Genomic DNA, 19,243 nt, shown 5'->3' with positions numbered 1-19,243 from the left:
ATGATCAGCCCGGCAGCCACGTCAGCCCCTTCATCGCGGCACGGTCGCCGGTCGCGACGAGGTCCACGAACCGCTCCTCCAGCGAGCCGCCACCGCTGACCTCCTCCAGCGTGCCCGCCGCCACGACCTTGCCCTTGTCGATCACCGCGACGTGGTCGCACAGCTGCTCGACCAGCGCCATCACGTGACTGGACAGCACCACCGAGCCGCCGCCCGCCACGAAGGCGCGCAGGATCTGCTTGATCGTCGCCGCCGAGATCGGGTCCACCGCCTCGAACGGCTCGTCCAGTACCAGCAGCCTGGGCGCGTGCAGCAGCGCCGTGGCCAGCCCGATCTTCTTGCGCATGCCGGTCGAGTACTCGATCACCAGCGTGCTGCCGGCCTGGTCCAGCTCCAGCACCTCCAGCAGTTCACCGGCCCGTTCGGCCACCACCGGCTCGGGCAGTCCGCGCAGCAGGCCGAGGTAGGTCAGCACCTCCCGCCCGGTCAGCCGCTCAGGCATCGCCAGGCCGTCGGGCAGGACGCCCACCAGCCTCTTGGCCCGGTGCCGCGGATCGGCCCAGACGTCGGTCCCGAAGATCCGCGCGGTGCCGCTGTCGGGCCGCACCAGCCCGACGGCCATCGACAGGGTGGTGGTCTTGCCCGCCCCGTTCTGCCCGACCAGGCCGTAGAAGGATCCCTGCGGGATGGTCAGGTCGAGGTGGTCCACGGCGGCGTTCGTGCCGAACGTCTTGGTGAGACCGGCCAGATCGAGAGCGGCCGGTTCGAGTGCCGCCGTCATGGCTGCCTCCGCGTGGCGATCGTGAACAGGGTGGTCAGTTCCCGAGCCAGCAGCTCCAGGTCGAGCTCTGGGTTCTGCAACAGCTGGGCGGGCACGGCGTCCACCGCTCCTCGGATCGCGATGGCCGTCGAACGCAGATCGAAGTCGCGGAACTCCCCGCTCTTCTGCCCCCAGGCCAGCACCTTCTCGATGTCCTGAAGCGCGATCTCGTGCTGCGCCGTGTACGGGCCCGGGGTGTCGGTGCCGCCTCGTGCGTGCGTGATGATCTCCACCAGCGCCAGCAGCGGCTTGCGGTGGCGGCCCATGAACGCCAGGTTCGTCTCCAGGTAGACGCGCAGCGCGTCAGTCGCCGTGGGCTGCGCGACGATGGCCGGCTCCATCATCTCGGTCGCCAGCCTGGCGACCTCGCTGACGACGGCCTGGATGAGCTCGTCCTTGCTCCCGAAATGGTAGGAGATCGATCCGGGGGAGATCTTCGCCAGCTGCGCGATCTTCGCCAGCGACGTCTGCGCATACCCGAGGGTGGCGATGGCGTCGATGGCGCACTCGATGATCTGGGCCCGCCGCGCCTCTTCAATGAACGTTCGACTTTCTGATGACACAATCAAAATTTTAAACGGTCATTCAAATTGTTGGCAACAGCTTCGGCCAGGACACGGCCGGCCCATGTCACCACCGTATGGAGGAGGGGCACGACGCGCCCCTCGCCGTCATCGATCGTCGATGTGACGCAACGACACCGTCAGGGCGCAAACGGTGCGACGCGTTGAGATCGACCCGCCTGACCCGCACGTGCGGCTCGGCCAGCTGGCCGTCGTCGCCTCTCGATGCTGCCTACCCCGGCTGGATCGCGACCTGCCCGCCTGAAGTGGCGATCCAGCTGACCGGTGTACATCCGGTCTGCGGCACCAGAGCGGCCAGACTGACTCCGGCGGGCTGGCCGGACATCTGCCGGGCCGCCATGGCGAGGAGCGTGTCCTCCTGCCGGGGCCGCCGAGTACTTCTGCAGGACCGTCTACACCGAGCTCGACCCGCATGGCCGGGGGTGGGCTCGCGCATCGACTGCGCCACAGCGCGTTGACCCTCCTGCCCGCTGCCCACCTGCCCGCTGTCGGCGAAGGCGGTCTCTACTGCGTGAACAGGGTGATGACGCGGTGGATCAGGCCGTCCTTGACGGTGAGGATGTCGATTCCGCGGACGGCGGGCGCCCCCTCAGGGCCGAACGCCCACGCGAGGGCGCCGGTGTCCGCGCTGAGGTAACGCGGGCTGTCGGCGTACTCATTGGTGTGCAGAGGTGCGTACGAGTAACGGCTCTGCCGCTGATCTTGTGACGCGGGACGTCAGTCCCGAAGCAGGATCTTCTTCCGGAGAAGGTCAAAGTTCGCGCGGCCGTATCCCTGCCGTTCGATCAGCTTGACTCTCGTGTTCTGTCCTTCGGCCTGGCCAGAACTCCAGGGTACCGACAGCCCGGCGGTCACCGCGTCCAGGTCGAACGCCAGACCGGCGGCGTACTGGGCCAGCGCGGGCAGGCCGCCGCCACAGACCTCCTCGATCCGCACCGCGAGCCGTTCGCCGCGCAGGTCCCGCATCATAATGGCGAAGTCGCGCACGTATCGCCGAGCGCGCTCCGCACGTAGCCTGGCCAGCTCCTGCTGGGCCTCTTCGACGGAGGCATCACGCAGGTCGGTACGGGTGATGAGATACGGGCCCGGCGACGGGAGGATGCGTTGCCGGCCGTCGTCGCCGACCACCATGCGCAGCATCGGGTGGTGCTCGACGAGCATGTTCCAGGCCTGTTCCAGGCGGTCGAGATCGGCGTCCTGGTCGCCGGAGTGCCTGTCGTACTCGTGGAAGAAGAACGTCGCGACTCCGCCCAGCGGGAACGCGGGATCCCGGCCCACCCAGTACGCCGACTGGGCGGCGGTCAGCGGGAAGCCGGCTCCGTCCGGCGAGATCCGCTGCGCGATGGAGCGTGCGGACGCTTCGCCCAGGAAGGACGCGATGGGCAGGTCCGCGCCCACGCACTCGCGCAGCCTGCGCCGCAGCCGTACGGCGGTGAACGACTCCAGGCCCAGCTCCGTCAGCCTCGCGTCTGGTTCCACCTCGCCTTCCTCGATGCCGAGCACCTGCGCCACGCAGGAGACGACGTCGTCCAACTGCGGGCACGACAGATCAACCAGTGGAAAAGGGGTCACCAAACCTCCACGAACGTGGGCGGAGCATCAAGACGCGGGCCAACCGGCCAAAGCCATGTCTAACATCATTGAAAACGATTATCAACACCGTTATCAGGATTTCGCCCACGTCGGCGGCGGCTCACGGGAAGCCTCGCGCCGACAGACAGGCACGTCGGCAGCACGAAACCCGGCACCGCCCCCGGCCAGCGCCGCAATCAACCGCGTGAAGACTGGGGCGAGGCGGCAGACTTCAGGGCAATTCAGTGGTCGTCCCAGTGCCCTTCGTGTGCCGCGTGGCGGTGCCCCTCGTGGATGTAGTCGACGTGGTCACCGTGAGGGACGGCCACGTGCCCGCATCCGGCCCCGTGCCGGTGGTCATGGGCGTCGTGCGTGACGTGCACCTGCGGCTCGCACTCGTCCACGTGCCCCTCGTGGAGGCGATGGAGGCATCCGTCGTGAACGTAGTCGACATGATCGGCATGCGGAACAGCCACATGCCCGCACCCAGGGCCGTGCCTATGAGTGTGATCAGCATGCTGGCGGTGTTCGGCGGCCACAACCATGTTCAGCACCCCCTACCGAATCGTCGACGATCCTTCACATCGGGGAGGTCTCCCGAATAACGCTACGCCGGAAAGTGTGATATGGGCCACTTGATACCTGCCGTTGGAGACGGCAAGACCTTTGCCGCGAAGCCCTCCGATCACCGGCGGAGGCCCCGGCTCCTCGTGCCCGGAGAGCCCCGGCGACGACCGCCGCACTCTTAACGATCACCTCACCCATCTCTAACCTCGCAAAAACGGTAATGATTATCAATGTACGACGAGGGGTGTGGAAGTGGCAGACCAATACGAGCGATCAGCGGAGTTCGTGGACGTGATGATCGCGCCGCACTGGGCGGCCCTGGCACCGTCGCTGTCGCAGGTGCTGCGCGACGTCACCGGTCCGATCGTCGATGTGGGCGCCGGCGGAGGGCAGGGCACCCGCGTGATCGCGGAGGCGGTGCCCGAGGCCGAGATCGTGGCCGTCGAGCCGTCGGCGGCGCTGCGGTCCGTCCTGCTGGCGCGGGTGAACGAGAGTGCGGAGCTGCGTGACCGGGTGACCGTGTTGCCGGAGGGTTTCCTCGAGGCGGCGCTGCCTCAGAAGCTGGGCGCCGTCGTCGCCATGAACGTCATCGGCCACTTCGACCCGGTCGGACGACAACGGATCTGGAGTCTGCTCGCCGAGCGCCTCGTCCCCGGCGGCCGAGCAGTGCTGAACCTGCAGCCGCCCACCGAGCCGATGACGGTGCCGGAGTCCCGGTTCGCCGACGTGCGGGTCGGGCGGCGCAGGTACGAGGGATGGGGCCGCGCCGAGCCCGCAGGCCCCGACCGGATCACCTGGCACATGACATATCACACCTACCACGATGATCAGCTCGTGGACGAGCTGGAGGTGGCCTACGCCTGGTGGGTGCTCGACGAGCGGCAGCTCAAGGCGGAGCTCGGCGGGCACGGCCTCGCGCCGACCCCTACCGGTCCGGCCGGACTCGGCATGTATCTCATCGACAGAGCAGGTGCGTGAGATACGAGGTGATCGTGACCGGGCGAATGCTCTCCTCACGCAGTTTGAACACGGTTACCGTTCGCATGGGGTTGGTTCGGCCTTTGATGGGAGCTCAAGTGCGAAGACGAGCCGCGATCATGCTGGTGGCGCTCTTGGGAGTGGTCCTGTCGGGATGCGGCGGTCAGGAGCCCGCCGCGCAGGATGGGAAGCAGCTCACCTTGGCGGCCCCGCGTGACCTGGTCGCCGGACCCGAGGATCCGTACTACACGCACCAGACGTTGCGGGTGTGGGAGCCCTTGGTGACCGTGGACGACAGGTTACGGCCTGTCCCGGCGCTGGCCGTCTCCTGGGCCGCCGCGGACGGGGGTCGGCGGTGGACGTTCACGCTGCGCGACGGCGTGCAGTTCAGCGACGGGACGCCGCTGACCGCCGAGTCGGTGGTCGAGAACGTCAAGCGGTTCCTGCGGATCGCGCCCCGCCAGTCGGCGTTCTTCAGCCTCGACGCCGGCATGGAGGTGGCGTACGGCAAGCTCGGCGACGTCCGCGCCGAGAACGGCAAGGTGGCGTTCGTGCTGAACGAGCCCGTGGCCGACTTGCCGGGCAGGCTGGCGGGCTTCTACAGCATGGTGCAGTCGCCGAAGGCGTTCGCCTCCTCGGGGGACTTCGCCGGCAAGCCGGTGGGCACGGGGCCATACACGCTGGTCGACTGGACCAAGGGACAGCAGGCCGTGCTGGCCGCGAACCCGCACTACTACGGCGCCGCCCCCGTCTACAAGAAGATCGTGGTCAGGGTGATCCCGGACGCCAACGCCCGCGTCGCGGCGTTGCGCGCCGGCGAGGTGGACGGGCTGATCGACAAGGGCGCGCTGCTACCGGGGCAGGTCGCGGCTGTCGCCGACGGGTTCCGGGTCGTCCGAAGCCCCTCGGTGCTGACGCACTACCTGACCTTCAACGCCTCGCGCGAGCCGTTCTCCGATTCCCGCCTGCGCCAGGCGGCAGACCTGGCAATCGACCGTCAGGCCATCGCCGGCAGACTGCTCGCGGGCACGGCCAAGGCGGGGGCGGGGTTCCTGTCACCGGTCTTCGGTGACCTCGCCGACCCTGGCATCACCGCAGGCCACGACCCCGGCAAGGCCCGCGAGCTGATCGCCGCCGCGGGGCCGCCTGCCAAGCCCGTGAACATCCTCATCTCCTCTGCCGAGACCGGCCAGTTCCCCTACGCCGACATCGCCGAGGTGCTGCGCGCGGCCTTCGAGCAGGCGGGCCTGCCCGCGAAGGTGACCGTGGCCGAGGCCACCAAGTCCGTGATGGAGGCCGGGGACTACGACATCTTCCTCAGCGCCTACAGCGTGCCCAACGGCGATGCCGACTACCTGTTCCGCCGGTTCCTGCGCTCGGACGCGTCCTGGAACGTCGACCGGAAGCTCGGCTACCGGAACACCGAGTTCGACAAACTTGTCGACCAGGCCGCGGCGCAGACGAACCCGAACGTCCGTCGCGACCTGTACCACCGGATCCAGCGTCTGCTCGCCACCGACCGCCCGATGATCCCGCTGGCCTACCAGGACAATCCCATCGTGACCATCGGCAAGGTCAACGGGGTGACGCAGAACGCGGCGTATGTGGTCGACCTGGGCAAGCTGGCACCCCTGAAGTGACCGCCGTCCTGCTGCGACGTGCGTCGGAGCTCCTGCTCACGTTGCTGGTCGTGTCGGTGCTGGTCTTCCTGCTGACCTCGCTGGCGCCGGGGGATCCGGCGGAGGAGATCCTGCGCCGCGGTGGCATCCAGCCCTCGGCGCGCAGCGTCGCGGTCCTGCGCGCCGAACTCGGCCTGGACCAGCCGCTGTTCACCCAGTACCTGCGGTGGCTGCTCGCCGTGCTCCGCGGCGACTTCGGACGCTCCTACACCGACCGCTCCCCCGTCGCCGCCGAGATCCTCTCGCGCGTCCCGGCGACACTCCGGCTGGCGGGAGCGGCGGCGCTGGTCTCGGTCACGCTCGCCGCGCTCGTCTCGATCAGGGCCGCGTTCAGGCCGCGCGCGCCCGGCAGTCGCGCCGTCGCGCTCGTGACGGTGGCGATGACCGGCGTTCCGCCCTATATCGTGGGGATCCTGCTGATCAGCATTGTGGCGGTCGGCCTGCGCGCACTGCCCACAGGCGGCGACGGCAGCCCCGGCGCGGTGGTGCTGCCCGCTCTCACCCTCGGCCTGGCAGGCGCCGCGACGCTGCTGCGGCTGCTGCGGGCCGACCTCGCCCAGTCCTTGCGGCTACCGTTCATCAAGCTCGCGACCGCCAAGGGGCTGCGGCCCCGGCGCGCGGTCATGGTGCACGCCCTGCGCGTGGCCGCGCCGAACGCCATCACGGCAACCGGCATGGTGCTCGCGGAGCTGCTGGCCGGTGCGGTGGTGGTGGAGACGCTGTTCTCCTGGCCGGGCGTGGGGCAGCTCGCGGTGTCGGCGATCAGGCAGCGCGACCTGCCCATCGTGCAGGCGTACGTGCTGGTCACGGCGGTCGCGACCGTTCTGGTCCTGGCTCTGGTCGAGCTCTGCCTGGCGGCCGTCGACCCGCGGGTGCGCCGCCGGTGAGGGGCTGCGCCGGCGTCGCGGTGTTCGCCTCGGTCGTGCTGTTCTGCCTGCTCACGCCGGTGGTGTCGGTGTACGATCCGCACGTCCCCGACCTGGAGCGCGCCCTGCTGCCGCCCGGCGCGGAACACTGGCTCGGCACCGACCAGATCGGCCGTGACCTCCTCACCAGGACGGCCGCGGCCGGCCGTACGTCCCTGCTGTTCGCGCTGGCCGTCACGGCGGCGACCACGGCTCTCGGTACGGTGTTCGGTGCCGCGGCTGGGCTTGCCGGTGGGCTGCCCGACCGGCTGCTGCGCTTCGCCGCCACCGTGGCGCTCGCGTTGCCGGGTCTCACACTGGCGCTCGCGCTGGCGGGTGTGCTGCGGCCCGGGTACGCGACCGTCCTGGCCGCCCTCGTGCCGCTCGGCTGGGTGAACTGCGGCCTCGTCGCCCGTACGGCCACCCGGCGCGTGGCCTCCGCCGACTATGTGCTGGCCGTGCGGGCCATCGGCGCGTCACCGCTCTACCTGCTCCGGCGCACCATCGCCCCTCATATCGCCGGACCTGTTCTGACGGTCGCCACCGCGGACTTCGCCAGGACGCTGATCGCGGTCACGTCCCTGAGCTTCCTCGGCATCGGGCTGCCGCCACCCGACACCGACTGGGGCGGCATGGTGAGCGAAGCCACGCCGCTGCTGGTCGCCGCACCTCGCCTCGCGGTCGTGCCCGCCCTTGCCCTCGCCGTCACCGGTCTGGCGGTCGCGCTCATAGTGGACGCCCGCCGAAAGTTGTCCCACGCCTGAAGCGTGACCCGCGACTTCGCGGCGGCGGCACCATCGCGCTGATCGGGCCGGTCGTTGTATGGCGTCCCCTGGTCTTCGCCAGCGTCGATCCCGAGGTGGCCGCCGCGCGCGGTGTGCCGCTGGTCGTACCCCAGCCGCGGCCGCCATGCGTGTCACCGCCTCACCCCGTTCGGTGCCGCTGCTCAGCGTCGCCTTCACCCTCCATCTGTCCTGCCGCGCCATCGGCGCCCTGTGCATGCGCGACAGGTCGGCGGCACCGGCGACGGCGTGAAGAGCATCGGGGGCGTCGTGTTTCGATCACGAGAAGTGCCGGATTGTCGGCCTGATTCTGGCAAGTCGGTACGTTCTCGGCTGGATCATCGCTGATTACACTCCCGTTCGGACCGATCCACCCTTACCAGGGCGGCGGTCCAGCTCGTCACCCACCGGGGAGGGTCAGTGATCTCTCCGGCGTACCGGAAATCGGGGTGACACGACGCCTCCCGGGCGGGCCCACGCAGCCCCTCGACGAGGAGGTTCTTCGTGTTATCCCGTTCCCGCTCATCCCGTGTACGACGGCTGGTGTCGGTGGCCGTCGGGCTCAGCGTCGTGATCGTCATGAGCCCGGTCGCGGCGCAGGCCACGCCGACGCCGCCGCCAGGGAAGTGGCGCGCCACTCCCCTGACCGGCCCCGAGCTGGTCGAGGGCGCCAAATCCCCCACCGGCAAGCTCGCCAAGAGCGACCAGGCGCTGCTGCGGGCCACCTCGCCCGCTCCGGTCAACGTCGTGGTCAAGCTCGACTACGACTCGCTCGCCGCCTACCGGGGCGGGCTGCCCGGGCTGCCGGCCACCAGCCCCGCCACCACCGGCAGGGCCCTCGACACCAGGAGCACCGAGGCCAAGCGGTACGGCGAGCACATCCAGGAGGTAGAGAACGCTTTCCTGGGCGAGCTGACCAGGAAGATCCCCGGAGCGGTGGTCGGCCAGCGGATCCGGACCGTGTACGGGGGCATCGCGCTCAGGATTCCCGGCGACAAGGCGGCCGAGGTACTGAAGCTGCCCGGCGCGGTCGCCGTGCAGGAGGACAGGCCGCAGCAGCTGCTGACCGACTCCAGCCCGGCGTTCATCGGCGCCGGCACCATCTACAACCAGCTCGGCGGCAGCGACTCCGCGGGCAAGGGCGTGATCGTGGGCGTGCTGGACAGCGGCGCCTGGCCCGAGCACCCGTCCTTCGCCGCCAAGCCCGGCCTGCCCGCCCCCGGGCCGACCAAGGATGGCACGCCACGGGTGTGCAACTTCGGCGACAACCCGCTCACCCCGGCCAGCGACCCGTTCACCTGCAACAACAAGCTGATCGGCGGACAACCGTTCCTGGAGACGTACAACGCGGTCTTCGGCGGCGAGGTCTACCCCGACAGCGCCCGCGACTCCAACGGGCACGGCACCCACACCGCCACCACCTCCGCGGGCGGCGCGGTGGCCGACGCCAACCCCATGGGCATCAGCCGTGGCCCGATCCACGGCATCGCGCCCGCCGCTGAGGTCTCGGTCTACAAGGTGTGCGGCGCGGAGGGCTGCTTCCCCTCCGACTCGGCGCAGGCCGTCGCGCGGGCCATCCTGGACGGCGTACGCGTCATCAACTTCTCGATCTCGGGCGGCTCGGACCCGTACAGCGACCCGGTCGAGCTGGCCTTCCTGGACGCGTACGCGGCGGGTGTGCTGGTCTCGGCGTCCGCGGGCAACTCCGGGCCCGACGCCAACACCACCGATCACCGCAGCCCGTGGGTGACCACGGTGGCCGCCTCCACCCAGACCAGGACGTTCCAGTCCACGATCACGCTGTCCGGCGGCGGTGCCACGGCGACGATCAAGGGGGCTTCCGTCACCGCGGGTCTCGCCTCGCCGCTGCCCGTCGTGCTGGCGTCCGCGCCACCGTACTCGCGCCCGCTGTGTGACGTCCCGGCGCCCGCCGGGATCTTCACCGGGAAGATCGTCGCCTGCGAGCGTGGCCCGAACCGGGTGCTGAAGAGCTTCAACGTCAGGCAGGGCGGCGCGGCCGGGATGATCCTCTACAACAGCTTCCCGTTCGACGTCTTCACCGACGCGCACTGGGTCCCGTCCGTGCACATCGAGAAGCCCGAGACGGACACGCTGATGGCCTTCCTGGCCGCCCACCCGGGCGCGACCGCGTCGTTCACCCAGAGCGCCAAGGCCGGCTGGCAGGGCGACGTGATGACGTACTTCTCCTCGCGCGGTCCCGGCGGGGACTTCCTCAAGCCGGACGTCACCGCGCCCGGCCTGCACATCCTGGCGGGCATGACCCCGACACCCGAATCGCCGCTGGAGGGGCCGCCGGGCAACCTCTACCAGGTCATCCAGGGCACCTCGATGTCGGCGCCGCAGGTGACGGGCGCGGCCGCGCTGGTGTTCGCGCTGCATCCGACCTGGACGGCGGGACAGGTGAAGTCGGCGCTGGAGACCACGGCCAGGACCGCGGTCACCAAGCCGGACCGCACCACGCCGGCGGACCCGTTCGACATGGGCGGCGGGCGCATCGACCTGACCAAGGCCGGTGACCCCGGGCTGACCCTGGACGAGAGCGCGGCCAACTTCGTCGCCTCGGCCGCCGACCCGCTCGACCGGATCGACCTCAACCTGCCCTCCGTGAATGCGCCGACCATGCCGGGCATCATCACCGCCAAGCGAACGGTCACCAACACCACGGGCAAGTCGCTCACCTTCTCCGCCTCGGCCACGACCGTCAGCGGGGCGGACATCACCGTGCTGCCGTCGCTCTTCACAGTCGCGCCGGGCAAGAGCGCCAAGCTGAGCGTGGTCATCACCGCCCCGGAGTTGCCCGACGGGCAGTACTTCGGCCAGGTGAACCTCAAGCAGGTCGGCGGCCCGCGCGCGCTGCACCTGCCGGTCGCGTTCTTCCGCCGGGAAGGCGCGGTGCCGGTCGACCAGACCTGCGCGCCGTCCACCATCCCCAGGAACACCGGCGAGTCCACCTGCACGGTCACCGTGCAGAACAACACGCCCAAAGACGCGGAAGTCACCGCGCTCACCACGCTCGACGGCCGCCTGCGCCTCAACAGCGTCACGGGAGCCACCAAGATCGGCAGCCAGATCGCGACCACCAAGGCGACGCTGGCCGCCACGCAACCCGCCCGGCCGACGATCGCGTCCGGCGCGGGACCGGCCGGCTACCTCCCGCTGGACGCCTTCGGCGTCACCCCGATCCCGATCGGTGACGAGCAGGCGCTCAACTTCACCGTGCCCGCCTTCACCTTCGCGGGCCAGACCTATACCAGGCTCGGGGTGACCTCCAACGGCTACAGCGTCGCGGGCGGCACCGCGGGCGGCGACGACATCACCTTCCAGCCGCAGACGCTGCCCGACCCGGCGCGCCCGAACAACGTGCTCGCCTCCTACTGGACCGACCTCGACGGCACCGGCGCCCCCGGCGTCTTCGCCACGGTCCTGACGGACGGGGTCAACCGCTGGCTGGTGGTGGAGTGGCGGGTCAACCTCTTCGGCACCACCGACCTCAAGGTGTTCCAGCAGTGGATCGGGGTCAACGGCGCCGAGGACATCAGCTACGCCTACGACCCGGCCAACCTGCCCGGCGCCCCTCCCGCCGCCGCGGGCCTGACCGTGGGCGCCGAGAACGCGGAGGGCACGGCGGGTGACCAGATCACCGGACCGCCCACCGAGGACCTGGTCGTCAAGAGCACACCGGCCGTTCCCGGCGGCACCCTGACGTACTCGATGAAGGTCAAGGGCGTCAGTACGGGGGCCGGCAAGGTGACGACGGCCACCTCGACACCGCAGGTGAGGGGGATAACGGTCGAAGTAGACAAGATCACCATCCAGTGACCCGTTAGCGGCCGCGGGCGGCCTGTCCGCCCGCGGCTGATCCACTCCAAATGTCAAGTGGAGACAAATCCGGAGAAAATCGCTACTTTCCCATGGCAGCCAATGATCACGGGGAGTATCCATGAACATTCGCGGAAAGGCCTCGACCGCCGCGGCGGCCGGTGCACTGCTCACCATCACCACCCTGGTCGCGGGCGGATTACCCGCGGCCGCCCAGGCCCGAGCGGCGAACGCGGCAACCGAGGTCCCGGTCACGCATGAGCAGAACCCACGGGTTCCCGAGGGCGCCGCATGGACGGAGGCGTACTTCCCGTCCTCGGACGGCAGTGGCGTCGAGCTGCACGCCGACGTGCTCCGCCCGGCGCACCTGCCGGCCGAGGTGAAGACGCCCGTGATCGTCTCGGTGGGCCCCTACTTCGCACACGCGGGGCAGACCGGTCCCGAAGGGTGGGACCGGGTCGGACCGTCGGCGCGCTTCCAGGACTTCGTCAACGGCGCCGGCCTGATGGCGCGCGGCTACACCTTCGTGATGGTCGACCTGCGCGGCTTCGGCGGGAGCACCGGGTGCCTGGACTGGGTCGGCCCGGGCGAGCAGGCCGACGTCCGGGCCGCCATCGAGTGGGCGGCCAGGCAGTCCTGGTCGACCGGCAAGGTCGGCATGTACGGCAAGTCGTACGACGCCGTCACCGGGCTGGTGGGCAACAACCTCAAGCTGGACAGCCTGAAGGCGGTCGTCGCCCAAGAGCCGGTCTGGGACATGTACAACTACCTGTTCAGCAACAAGGTCCCGCGCCCCAACGTCACAGGCACGCCGAACGCGTACAACTCGATCGCGACGATCCCCGCGATGGCCGACGACAGCGACCGGTACAAGGCGAACGCGGCGTACGAGGCGAGCCATCCGCAGTGCCTGAGCGACAACCTCACCAACAACAACAATCCGGACCCGCGCTCGGCGTACTGGAGCGCCCGCAACCTGGCCGCCCACGCGGCCGGCACCAGGACGCCGTTGTTCGTCACCCAGGGGTTCATCGAGCCCAACACCAAGCCTGAGGACATGGAGGAGTACCTCGACAACCATCGGGGCCGGGAACGCGGCTGGGTCGGCCAGTGGGAGCACGTGCGCGGCAACGACACCGACGCCGACGGCCGGCTGCTGCAGGGTCGTGCCGGCTGGTTCGACGAGGTGATGCGCTTCTACGACCAGTACCTTCGCGGCATCGCCCCGTCGGTGAGCGACCCGGCGTACGCCGTCGAGGACAGCCTCGGCGAATGGCGTGCCCAGCCGACCTGGCCCGTGGCCACGACGTCGTACGACGCGCGACTCTCCGCCGGCCGGTACCTCGACGACGGCGGCGGCTCGGCGGCGGCCGCCCGGGCGGACGGCGGCCGCTGGGACATGGAGCACGCGCCGCGGATCGAGCCGCTGTCCGGCACCGAGAAGAGCGCGGCCAAGCAGGGCGACACCGCGGCCACCAGCTTCTGGACCTGGTCCACACCCGCGCCGCAGAAACTGCGGATGACCGCCACACCGCGGATCAGGCTCAACGCGAGCACGACCGGGAACGTGATGGTGCGCCTGTGGGACGTCGCCCCGGACAGCACGGCGACGATGTTCGACGAGAACGTCGCCCTGCTGGAGCGCAGGGGGCCGATCTCGTTCGACCTGAAGTCGACCGACTGGACCTTCGAGCGGGGGCACCGCCTGGGGGTCCAGATCGGGACCATCGACTCCGGCCGCTGGTGGGACGTGCCCTCGGGCAACACGATCAAGGTCTCCGACGCGCGGCTGACCCTGGACGTGCAGGCCCCGAGGTTCGACGTGCCGACACAGGGTGACCGCTCCCCGTACCTGGACCAGTACCTCGCGGCGAACACCACCACGCTCAGCAACATCGGTCCCGGCACCTTCCCACTGAGGGTCTGGCAAGGCTGACCGACCGGCTGACCGGTACCCGCAACAGCGGGTACCGGTCAAGCTCACTTCGATGTTCCGGAATGGTCAAGGTGTGTGGCGGATGCGATCCTTCTGCCTGGCCTGTGGCTCGTGCGTATCCGCAGTCGCGGGTCGCCATCCACGCTGCAGGGCCAGCAGCAGGGCCCCGGCGAGTACGGCGGTGCCTGCCGTCAGCATGACGTCGCGCATGCCGGTGCCGTACAACCGCTGCAAGGTCGTCGGATCCGCATCCGCGAGGCTCTGGGAGAGGATCGCTCCGAGCACGGCGATGCCCAGGGCGCTGCCTGCCTGGCGTGCGGTGTTCACAGTGGCGGAGGCGACGCCGGATCTTTGGCGTGGCACGAGTTGGAGGGCGGCGGCGACGGCGGGGGTGATGGCCAGGCCCTGGCCGATGCCGCAGAGCACGAAGAGCGCTCCTGTCGCGAGAAGGGACTGGCCGATGTCGAATGTGGCGAGTCCCAGCAGGCTCGCGCCGACGAGGGCGTACCCGAGCAGCATGGGCAGGCGCGGGCCACGGGATGCGGTCAGCCGCCCGGCCAGGACGGAAGCGGGCATGATGGCGACTGTCATAGGCGCCAGGAGCAGCCCGGTGGCCAGTGCGCTGTGCCCCTGAGCCTGCTGGAGATAGAGCGACAGGAGGGTGAAGGCGCCGTTGGCGCCGAAGCCGAGCAGGACCGAGGCGGCGTTCACGCTCGCGAAGCGGCGGTCGGCGAGGAGGCGGACGGGCAGCATCGGCGTGGCCTGCCGCCACTCGACGATGGCGAACGCCGTCCCCGCTGCCACGGCCAGCGCCAGCAGGATGATCGTGATCGGTGAGCCCCAGCCGTTGGCGCGGGTCTCGATGATGGCGTAGATCAGGATCGCCAGGGTGACGATACCGAGCGCTTGGCCGGCCGGGTCGAGCGCGGCGTGGTCGGGGTCGGCGCTCTCGTCGATCGTCCGCCGGCCGAGCAGGATGGCGGCGGCTCCGATGGGCAGGTTGACCAGGAAGATCGCGGGCCAGCCGAAGCCGTCCACGAGGAGGCCGCCGATGATCGGCCCGGCGAGGACGGCGGCGCTGGCGCACATGCCCCAGTAGCCGAGGAGGCGGGCTCGGCGCACCGGGTCCGGCTCGGCCTGCCCGATGATCGACAGGGCGCCCGGGACGAGGAGAGCTGCGGCCATCCCTTGCACGGCGCGGCCGGCGACCAGGTAGCCCAGCGTCGGCGCCAGGGCGCAGAGGAGGGAGCCGGCCAGGAAGAGCGCCATGCCGATGAGGAACCAGCGCTTCCTGCCGTACCGGTCTCCCAGCGAGCCGCCGGACAACATGCAGGCGGCCAGGCAGATGGAGAAGGCGTCGACGATCCACTGGCTCCCCGTGATGGTGGTGTGCAGGTCGGTCTGCATGGCGGGGAGCGCGACGGCGACGATGGTGAGGTCGAGCAGGGCGATGAAGGTGGCGGAGAACGCGGCGATCAGCGTTCCCCTGCGTCGCGGGGTGGTGGACAAGGTCATCCCCTCTGTGGTGCGAGATTCGAGTACGTGTGCCGCCGGGCCCAGAGCACGGCCACGGCGGTCCCGGCCAGGGAGAGCAGCACGGAGGCCGCGATGAGGAGCGGGTAGCCGGCGAGGCCCGCGAGCACCAGCCCGGCCGCGCCGAGCAGCATGCGCGGCACGCCCAGCACGGAGACCTGCACGGTGACGTCGGTGGCGGCCGCCCCGGCCATGGGGGCGAAGGTGTACTGGACGGGCGCGATGCGTTCCATCCCCCATCCGGCCGCCGGCAACATCGCCGACTGCACCGCGGTGGCCAGGTACAGCCCAAGGGCCGAGAGCGGCATCACAAGCAGCGTCCACGCCGCCGATCTGCGCGACCCGAACACCCCGGTCAGCGACCGCCAGAGCGGGACCGCATCGCCGGCTGGCCATGGGCCGGGTTCGGTGAACCTGGCCAGCACGGCGAGCGGGACGCAGAACACCGCCGCCACGGCGGCCGGCGTCACCGCCCACCCCGCCCACGTGTATTGCAGCAGGGCGCCGCCCGAGCCGACGAGGATGGACAGGCACGCGGCGGCGGCCTGGATGCCGTTGGCGGTGCCGCGCTCGTCCGGGGCGAGCAGGCGTGCCGGCAGGCCGTTGACGGCGGTGTCGTGAAACGCGGAGACCACCAGCACCGCGGCCATCACGGCCAGAACGGCGGGCAGGTCGGCCACCGGATCCAGCACGGCAAGGGCGAACAGCGCCGGCTGCGTGCCGATCAGCCAGCCGCAGTAGTCGCCGTACCGGTCCACGACCGGACCGATGCGGAACCGGCCGGCTTGCCAGAGCACAGTTGGGTCCCGCACTATCGCCTCCAAGGTGACTGACAGTCAGTCGGAACATAACGGAAACGATTTTCATTGACAAGAGGACGGATGCGGAGATCCGCTAAGGTCGACAGCAGCCGGAAGGAGGCAGGTGGCCAGGACCAAACCCAGCGAGCAGCGGCGCAGCGACCTGCTCGACGCCGCCGAGTCACTCGTCCTGGCCCACGGTGTCGACGCGCTCAAGATCGACGACGTGGTCGTCGGTGCGGGAGTCGCCAAAGGCACCTTCTACCTGCACTTCGCCAGCAAAGACGAGCTCCTGGCGGCGCTGCGCGACCGATACGTCGAGCGGTTCGTTGCGCGCCAGCGGCAAGCCTCAGAAGCGGAGAGCGGCACCCCCCGGGTGCACGCCTGGCTGCGGGCCGGAATCACCGAATACCTGTCCGACACCCGCCTGCACGACGTCCTGTTCCGGCACAACTCCCACGTCTCCCGGCCGGGCGAGCAACCTCGCCCCAACCTGGCGATCGACGCGTTGCGCAACCTCCTCGAAGAGACCGCGACACTCCCCGACCCCGGAGCGACCGCCATCGTGCTCTACCACGCCATGCACGGGACCGCCGATCACATCCTGCACGCCCCGGAGGATCAACGGCGGCTGCTCGACGAGGTCACCCGCATCTGCCGCGCGCTGCTCGAAACCTGACCCGCCGGTCAGCAGAACGTCGTGGTCAGAGCCTTCTGCAGGGTGTCGGCCGGGGCGTTGCCTGTGTACGGGTTCGCGGAGATCACGAGCGTACGGCCCGAGTCGGATCTGAGGGCGTAGGTGAGGTAGCCGAAGGTGCCGCCGCTGTGCCCGTACACGCTCTTGCCGCAGGTCAGCTTGAACTCCTGGAGGCCGAGCCCGTACCCCATGCCCGCGCCTGCCGGCTTCGTGGCCCGCATCTGCTCGAGCGCGGATCGACTGACGAGCTTGCCTCCCAGGAGGGCATCGAAGAAGCGGGCCAGGTCGGCCGTCGTCGAGATCATCTCGCCTGCGCCGAACTCCAGCGACGGGTTCATCCGTGTGGCGTCCACGATCTTGCCGTTGTAGGTGGCGTAGCCGTGCGCGTGCGGGCGGGGTATCGCCTTCGCGTGGCCGGGCAGAAGCGTGTGCGTGAGGCCGAGCGGATGCAGGATCCTCGTCTTGATCGCGTCCGCGTACGAGCCGCCCGTCAGCTTCTCGATCAGCATGGCCGCCACGACATAGTTGGTGTTGGAGTAGTGCCAGCCCGCACCAGGCTTGAAGTAGGGCGGCTTGGACAGGCCGACCGCCAGGAGCTCCTGCGGCGTCTGGTCGTACAGCGTCTCGACCGGCCGGTAGTCCCTGACCGACCAGCCTGGGATGCCCGCTCCCGCGTAGTCGAACAGGCCGCTGGTGTGGTTGAGCACCTGCCGCACCGTGATCGGACTGCCCTCGGGCAGGGCGGCGGGCAGATACTTGCCGACCGGGTCATCGAGGGACAGCTTGCCCTCGTCGGCGAGCTGGAGCACGACGGTGGCCACGAACGACTTGGTGACGCTGCCGATCCGGAAATAGCCGGAGGCGTCGGCAGGCTTGCGTGAGACCGCGTCGCTGAAGCCGGCCGCGGCCGTCCAGTCTCGACCGTCCCCGCTCACCCGTACGAGGACGGCGGACATGGTCTTCGACGTCACCAGGTCGTTCACTTGCCGCTCCAAGGAGTCGTGCGTCGGGCTGAGGCTGGTCAGGGCGAGCGTGACGGCCAGGGTCTTCATGAGAATCATGGAGGCAACGCTAGGAACGCCGGAAGCGCCGGACCATGCGGGCCACCGCACGATCAACTGCGGAAAACCGCAGCTCACCCGCTACCGTTGTGGCAAAGGGCCTGCCAGGCGATGCTGCCGCGCATCGACCTGCCCGAACTGCTGCTGGAGGTGCACTCCTGGACCGGGTTCCTGGACGCCTACGTGCATCCGGCCGACATCTCCACGCGCATGCACGACCTGCCGAGATCACTGGCGGCGCTGCTGATCAGCGAGGCCTGCAACGTCGGCCACACCCCGGTGATCAAGGACGGGGACGAGGCGCTCACGCGCGGCCGCCTGTCCCATGTCGACCAGAACTACGTGCGGGCCGAGACGCACGCAGCCGCGAACGCGATCCTGATCGAGGCCCAGCGCGGCGTGCCGATCGTGGCACTGTGGGGCGGCGGGCTGCTCGCCTCGGTCGATGGGCTGCGGTTCGTCGTCCCGGTCCAGACGATCAACGCCGCTCCCTCGCCGAAGTATTTTGGGGACAAGCGCGGTCTGACGCTTCTCAACGCAGTCAATGATCAAGTAATGGGAATCGGGCAGATGGTCGTACCCGGCACGCCGCGCGACTCGCTGTACATCCTGGATACCCTGATCAACATCGATGCGGGCCCGCAGCCCGAGGTCGTCACGACGGACCAGGCGTCCGATTCGGACACGGTGTTCGGCATCTTCTCCATGCCCGGCTACCGGTTCGCGCCCCGCTTCGCCGACCTGGGCGACCAGCGGTTCTGGCGCTCTGAGGTGCCCGGCAGCAACACCCCGGGCGACTGCGGGCCGTTGGAGGCGATCGCCCGCAACAAGATCAACCGGCAGAAAATTCACATCCAGTGGTCGGACATGATCCGGGTCGCCGGGTCGCTGGTGACCAACCAGGTCCGCGCCTACGACCTGCTGCGCATGTTCGCCCGCAACGGGCGGCCCACCCCGCTCGGGCAGGCGTTCGCCGAGTACGGCCGCGTCGACAAGACCCTGCACCTGCTGTCCATCCTGGACCCGATCGACGACACCTACCGCCGCAAGCTGAACAAGCAGCTCACCGTCCAGGAGTCCCGGCACTGGCTGGCCCGCAAGATTGCCACGGCGCAGGCGGGCAGATTCGCAAGGCCTACCGTGAAGGGCAAGAAGATCAGCTGGCGGCTCTGGGGCTGGTCGTCAACGCGGTCGCGCTGTGGAACTCCAGATACCTGTCGGCCGCGGTCGACCAGTTGCGCGCCGAAGGCGTCCCGGCCAAGGATGAGGACGCCGCACGGCTGTCTCCGCTCGGCCACGCCCGCCTCAACGTCCTGGAACGCTACTCCATCTCCTCCTCCGCGCAGGCCGATGGTCTTCGGCAGCTCGGCGAGATACCCGACGGCGGCGGCGTGGACGATGAGTAGGTGTAGACCTAGGCTTGCGGCCCGGGTCTTCTCCCGAAGCTTCCTCGAGCCCTGTGATCCGATGAGCGTCACCCATCGGATCC

General features: G+C 69.6%; 14 protein-coding genes and 3 pseudogenes. 9 read left to right on the top strand and 8 right to left on the bottom strand.

The window, feature by feature from the left end; all coding sequences use genetic code 11:
- Positions 1 to 4 precede the first annotated feature (4 nt).
- The 5 genes and pseudogenes from AB0J87_RS37305 to AB0J87_RS37285 all read right to left on the bottom strand — a co-directional run bounded on the left by AB0J87_RS37305 (position 5) and on the right by AB0J87_RS37285 (position 3,452).
- Entirely contained in the window at positions 5 to 781 is a 777-nt protein-coding gene (locus AB0J87_RS37305) for an ABC transporter ATP-binding protein (RefSeq protein ID WP_363973238.1), read from the bottom strand.
- Positions 778 to 1,383 (bottom strand): TetR/AcrR family transcriptional regulator, encoded by a 606-nt coding sequence (locus tag AB0J87_RS37300; RefSeq protein WP_363973235.1) that lies wholly within the window; start codon positions 1,381 to 1,383, stop codon positions 778 to 780. The genes AB0J87_RS37305 and AB0J87_RS37300 overlap by 4 nt, the downstream gene beginning before the upstream one ends.
- A gap of 738 nt (positions 1,384 to 2,121) precedes the next feature.
- A pseudogene (locus AB0J87_RS37295) lies at positions 2,122 to 2,262 on the bottom strand (transposase); the annotation flags it as partial.
- 483 nt (positions 2,263 to 2,745) lie between these two features.
- Positions 2,746 to 2,976, bottom strand: a pseudogene (locus AB0J87_RS37290) (acyl carrier protein); the annotation flags it as partial.
- Between the two features lie 242 nt (positions 2,977 to 3,218).
- The gene (locus AB0J87_RS37285) at positions 3,219 to 3,452 is read right to left on the bottom strand and encodes a threonine dehydratase (protein WP_363973232.1); all 234 of its coding nucleotides are present in this window, start codon (positions 3,450 to 3,452) and stop codon (positions 3,219 to 3,221) included.
- Between the two features lie 343 nt (positions 3,453 to 3,795).
- On the opposite strand from AB0J87_RS37285, the gene AB0J87_RS37280 reads away from it, so the two are divergent.
- From AB0J87_RS37280 to AB0J87_RS37250, 7 genes are all read left to right on the top strand, one after another.
- Entirely contained in the window at positions 3,796 to 4,521 is a 726-nt protein-coding gene (locus AB0J87_RS37280; protein WP_363973229.1) for a class I SAM-dependent methyltransferase, read from the top strand.
- A gap of 98 nt (positions 4,522 to 4,619) precedes the next feature.
- Positions 4,620 to 6,161, top strand: a complete 1,542-nt coding sequence (locus tag AB0J87_RS37275; RefSeq protein ID WP_363973226.1) for an ABC transporter substrate-binding protein — start codon at positions 4,620 to 4,622, stop codon at positions 6,159 to 6,161.
- Positions 6,158 to 7,087: an ABC transporter permease gene (locus tag AB0J87_RS37270; protein WP_363973222.1), complete on the top strand. Its 930-nt coding sequence runs from the start codon at positions 6,158 to 6,160 to the stop codon at positions 7,085 to 7,087. Before AB0J87_RS37275 ends, AB0J87_RS37270 begins: the two co-directional genes overlap by 4 nt.
- Positions 7,084 to 7,869, top strand: a complete 786-nt coding sequence (locus AB0J87_RS37265) for an ABC transporter permease (RefSeq protein ID WP_363973219.1) — start codon at positions 7,084 to 7,086, stop codon at positions 7,867 to 7,869. Before AB0J87_RS37270 ends, AB0J87_RS37265 begins: the two co-directional genes overlap by 4 nt.
- A 145-nt stretch (positions 7,870 to 8,014) precedes the next feature.
- Entirely contained in the window at positions 8,015 to 8,140 is a 126-nt protein-coding gene (locus AB0J87_RS37260; RefSeq protein ID WP_363973216.1) for a hypothetical protein, read from the top strand.
- Between the two features lie 251 nt (positions 8,141 to 8,391).
- Positions 8,392 to 11,727, top strand: a complete 3,336-nt coding sequence (locus tag AB0J87_RS37255) for a S8 family serine peptidase (RefSeq protein WP_363973213.1) — start codon at positions 8,392 to 8,394, stop codon at positions 11,725 to 11,727.
- Positions 11,728 to 11,848: 121 nt separating this feature from the next.
- Entirely contained in the window at positions 11,849 to 13,663 is a 1,815-nt protein-coding gene (locus AB0J87_RS37250) for a CocE/NonD family hydrolase (protein WP_363973210.1), read from the top strand.
- A gap of 66 nt (positions 13,664 to 13,729) precedes the next feature.
- On the opposite strand, the gene AB0J87_RS37245 is transcribed toward AB0J87_RS37250, so the two are convergent.
- The gene (locus tag AB0J87_RS37245) at positions 13,730 to 15,178 is read right to left on the bottom strand and encodes an MFS transporter (protein ID WP_363973207.1); all 1,449 of its coding nucleotides are present in this window, start codon (positions 15,176 to 15,178) and stop codon (positions 13,730 to 13,732) included.
- Positions 15,175 to 16,008, bottom strand: a complete 834-nt coding sequence (locus AB0J87_RS37240) for a hypothetical protein (RefSeq protein WP_363973204.1) — start codon at positions 16,006 to 16,008, stop codon at positions 15,175 to 15,177. The genes AB0J87_RS37245 and AB0J87_RS37240 overlap by 4 nt, the downstream gene beginning before the upstream one ends.
- 112 nt (positions 16,009 to 16,120) lie before the next feature.
- On the opposite strand from AB0J87_RS37240, the gene AB0J87_RS37235 reads away from it, so the two are divergent.
- Positions 16,121 to 16,675, top strand: coding sequence for a TetR/AcrR family transcriptional regulator (locus AB0J87_RS37235; RefSeq protein ID WP_363973201.1), 555 nt, complete (start codon positions 16,121 to 16,123; stop codon positions 16,673 to 16,675).
- An 8-nt stretch (positions 16,676 to 16,683) separates the two neighbouring features.
- On the opposite strand, the gene AB0J87_RS37230 is transcribed toward AB0J87_RS37235, so the two are convergent.
- A complete protein-coding gene (locus AB0J87_RS37230; protein ID WP_363973198.1) occupies positions 16,684 to 17,754 on the bottom strand; it encodes a serine hydrolase domain-containing protein in 1,071 nt (356 codons plus the stop codon).
- A gap of 111 nt (positions 17,755 to 17,865) precedes the next feature.
- Here AB0J87_RS37230 and AB0J87_RS37225 point away from each other — a divergent pair.
- Positions 17,866 to 19,160, top strand: a pseudogene (locus AB0J87_RS37225) (transposase).
- Positions 19,161 to 19,243 lie beyond the last annotated feature (83 nt).

Origin of the sequence: Nonomuraea sp. NPDC049625 (assembly GCF_040675285.1) — a bacterium.
Classification (GTDB): Bacteria; Actinomycetota; Actinomycetes; order Streptosporangiales; family Streptosporangiaceae; genus Nonomuraea; species Nonomuraea angiospora_A.
The sequence above is the reverse complement of the archived record's forward strand: the minus strand, read 5'-3'. Positions and strand labels throughout refer to the sequence as shown.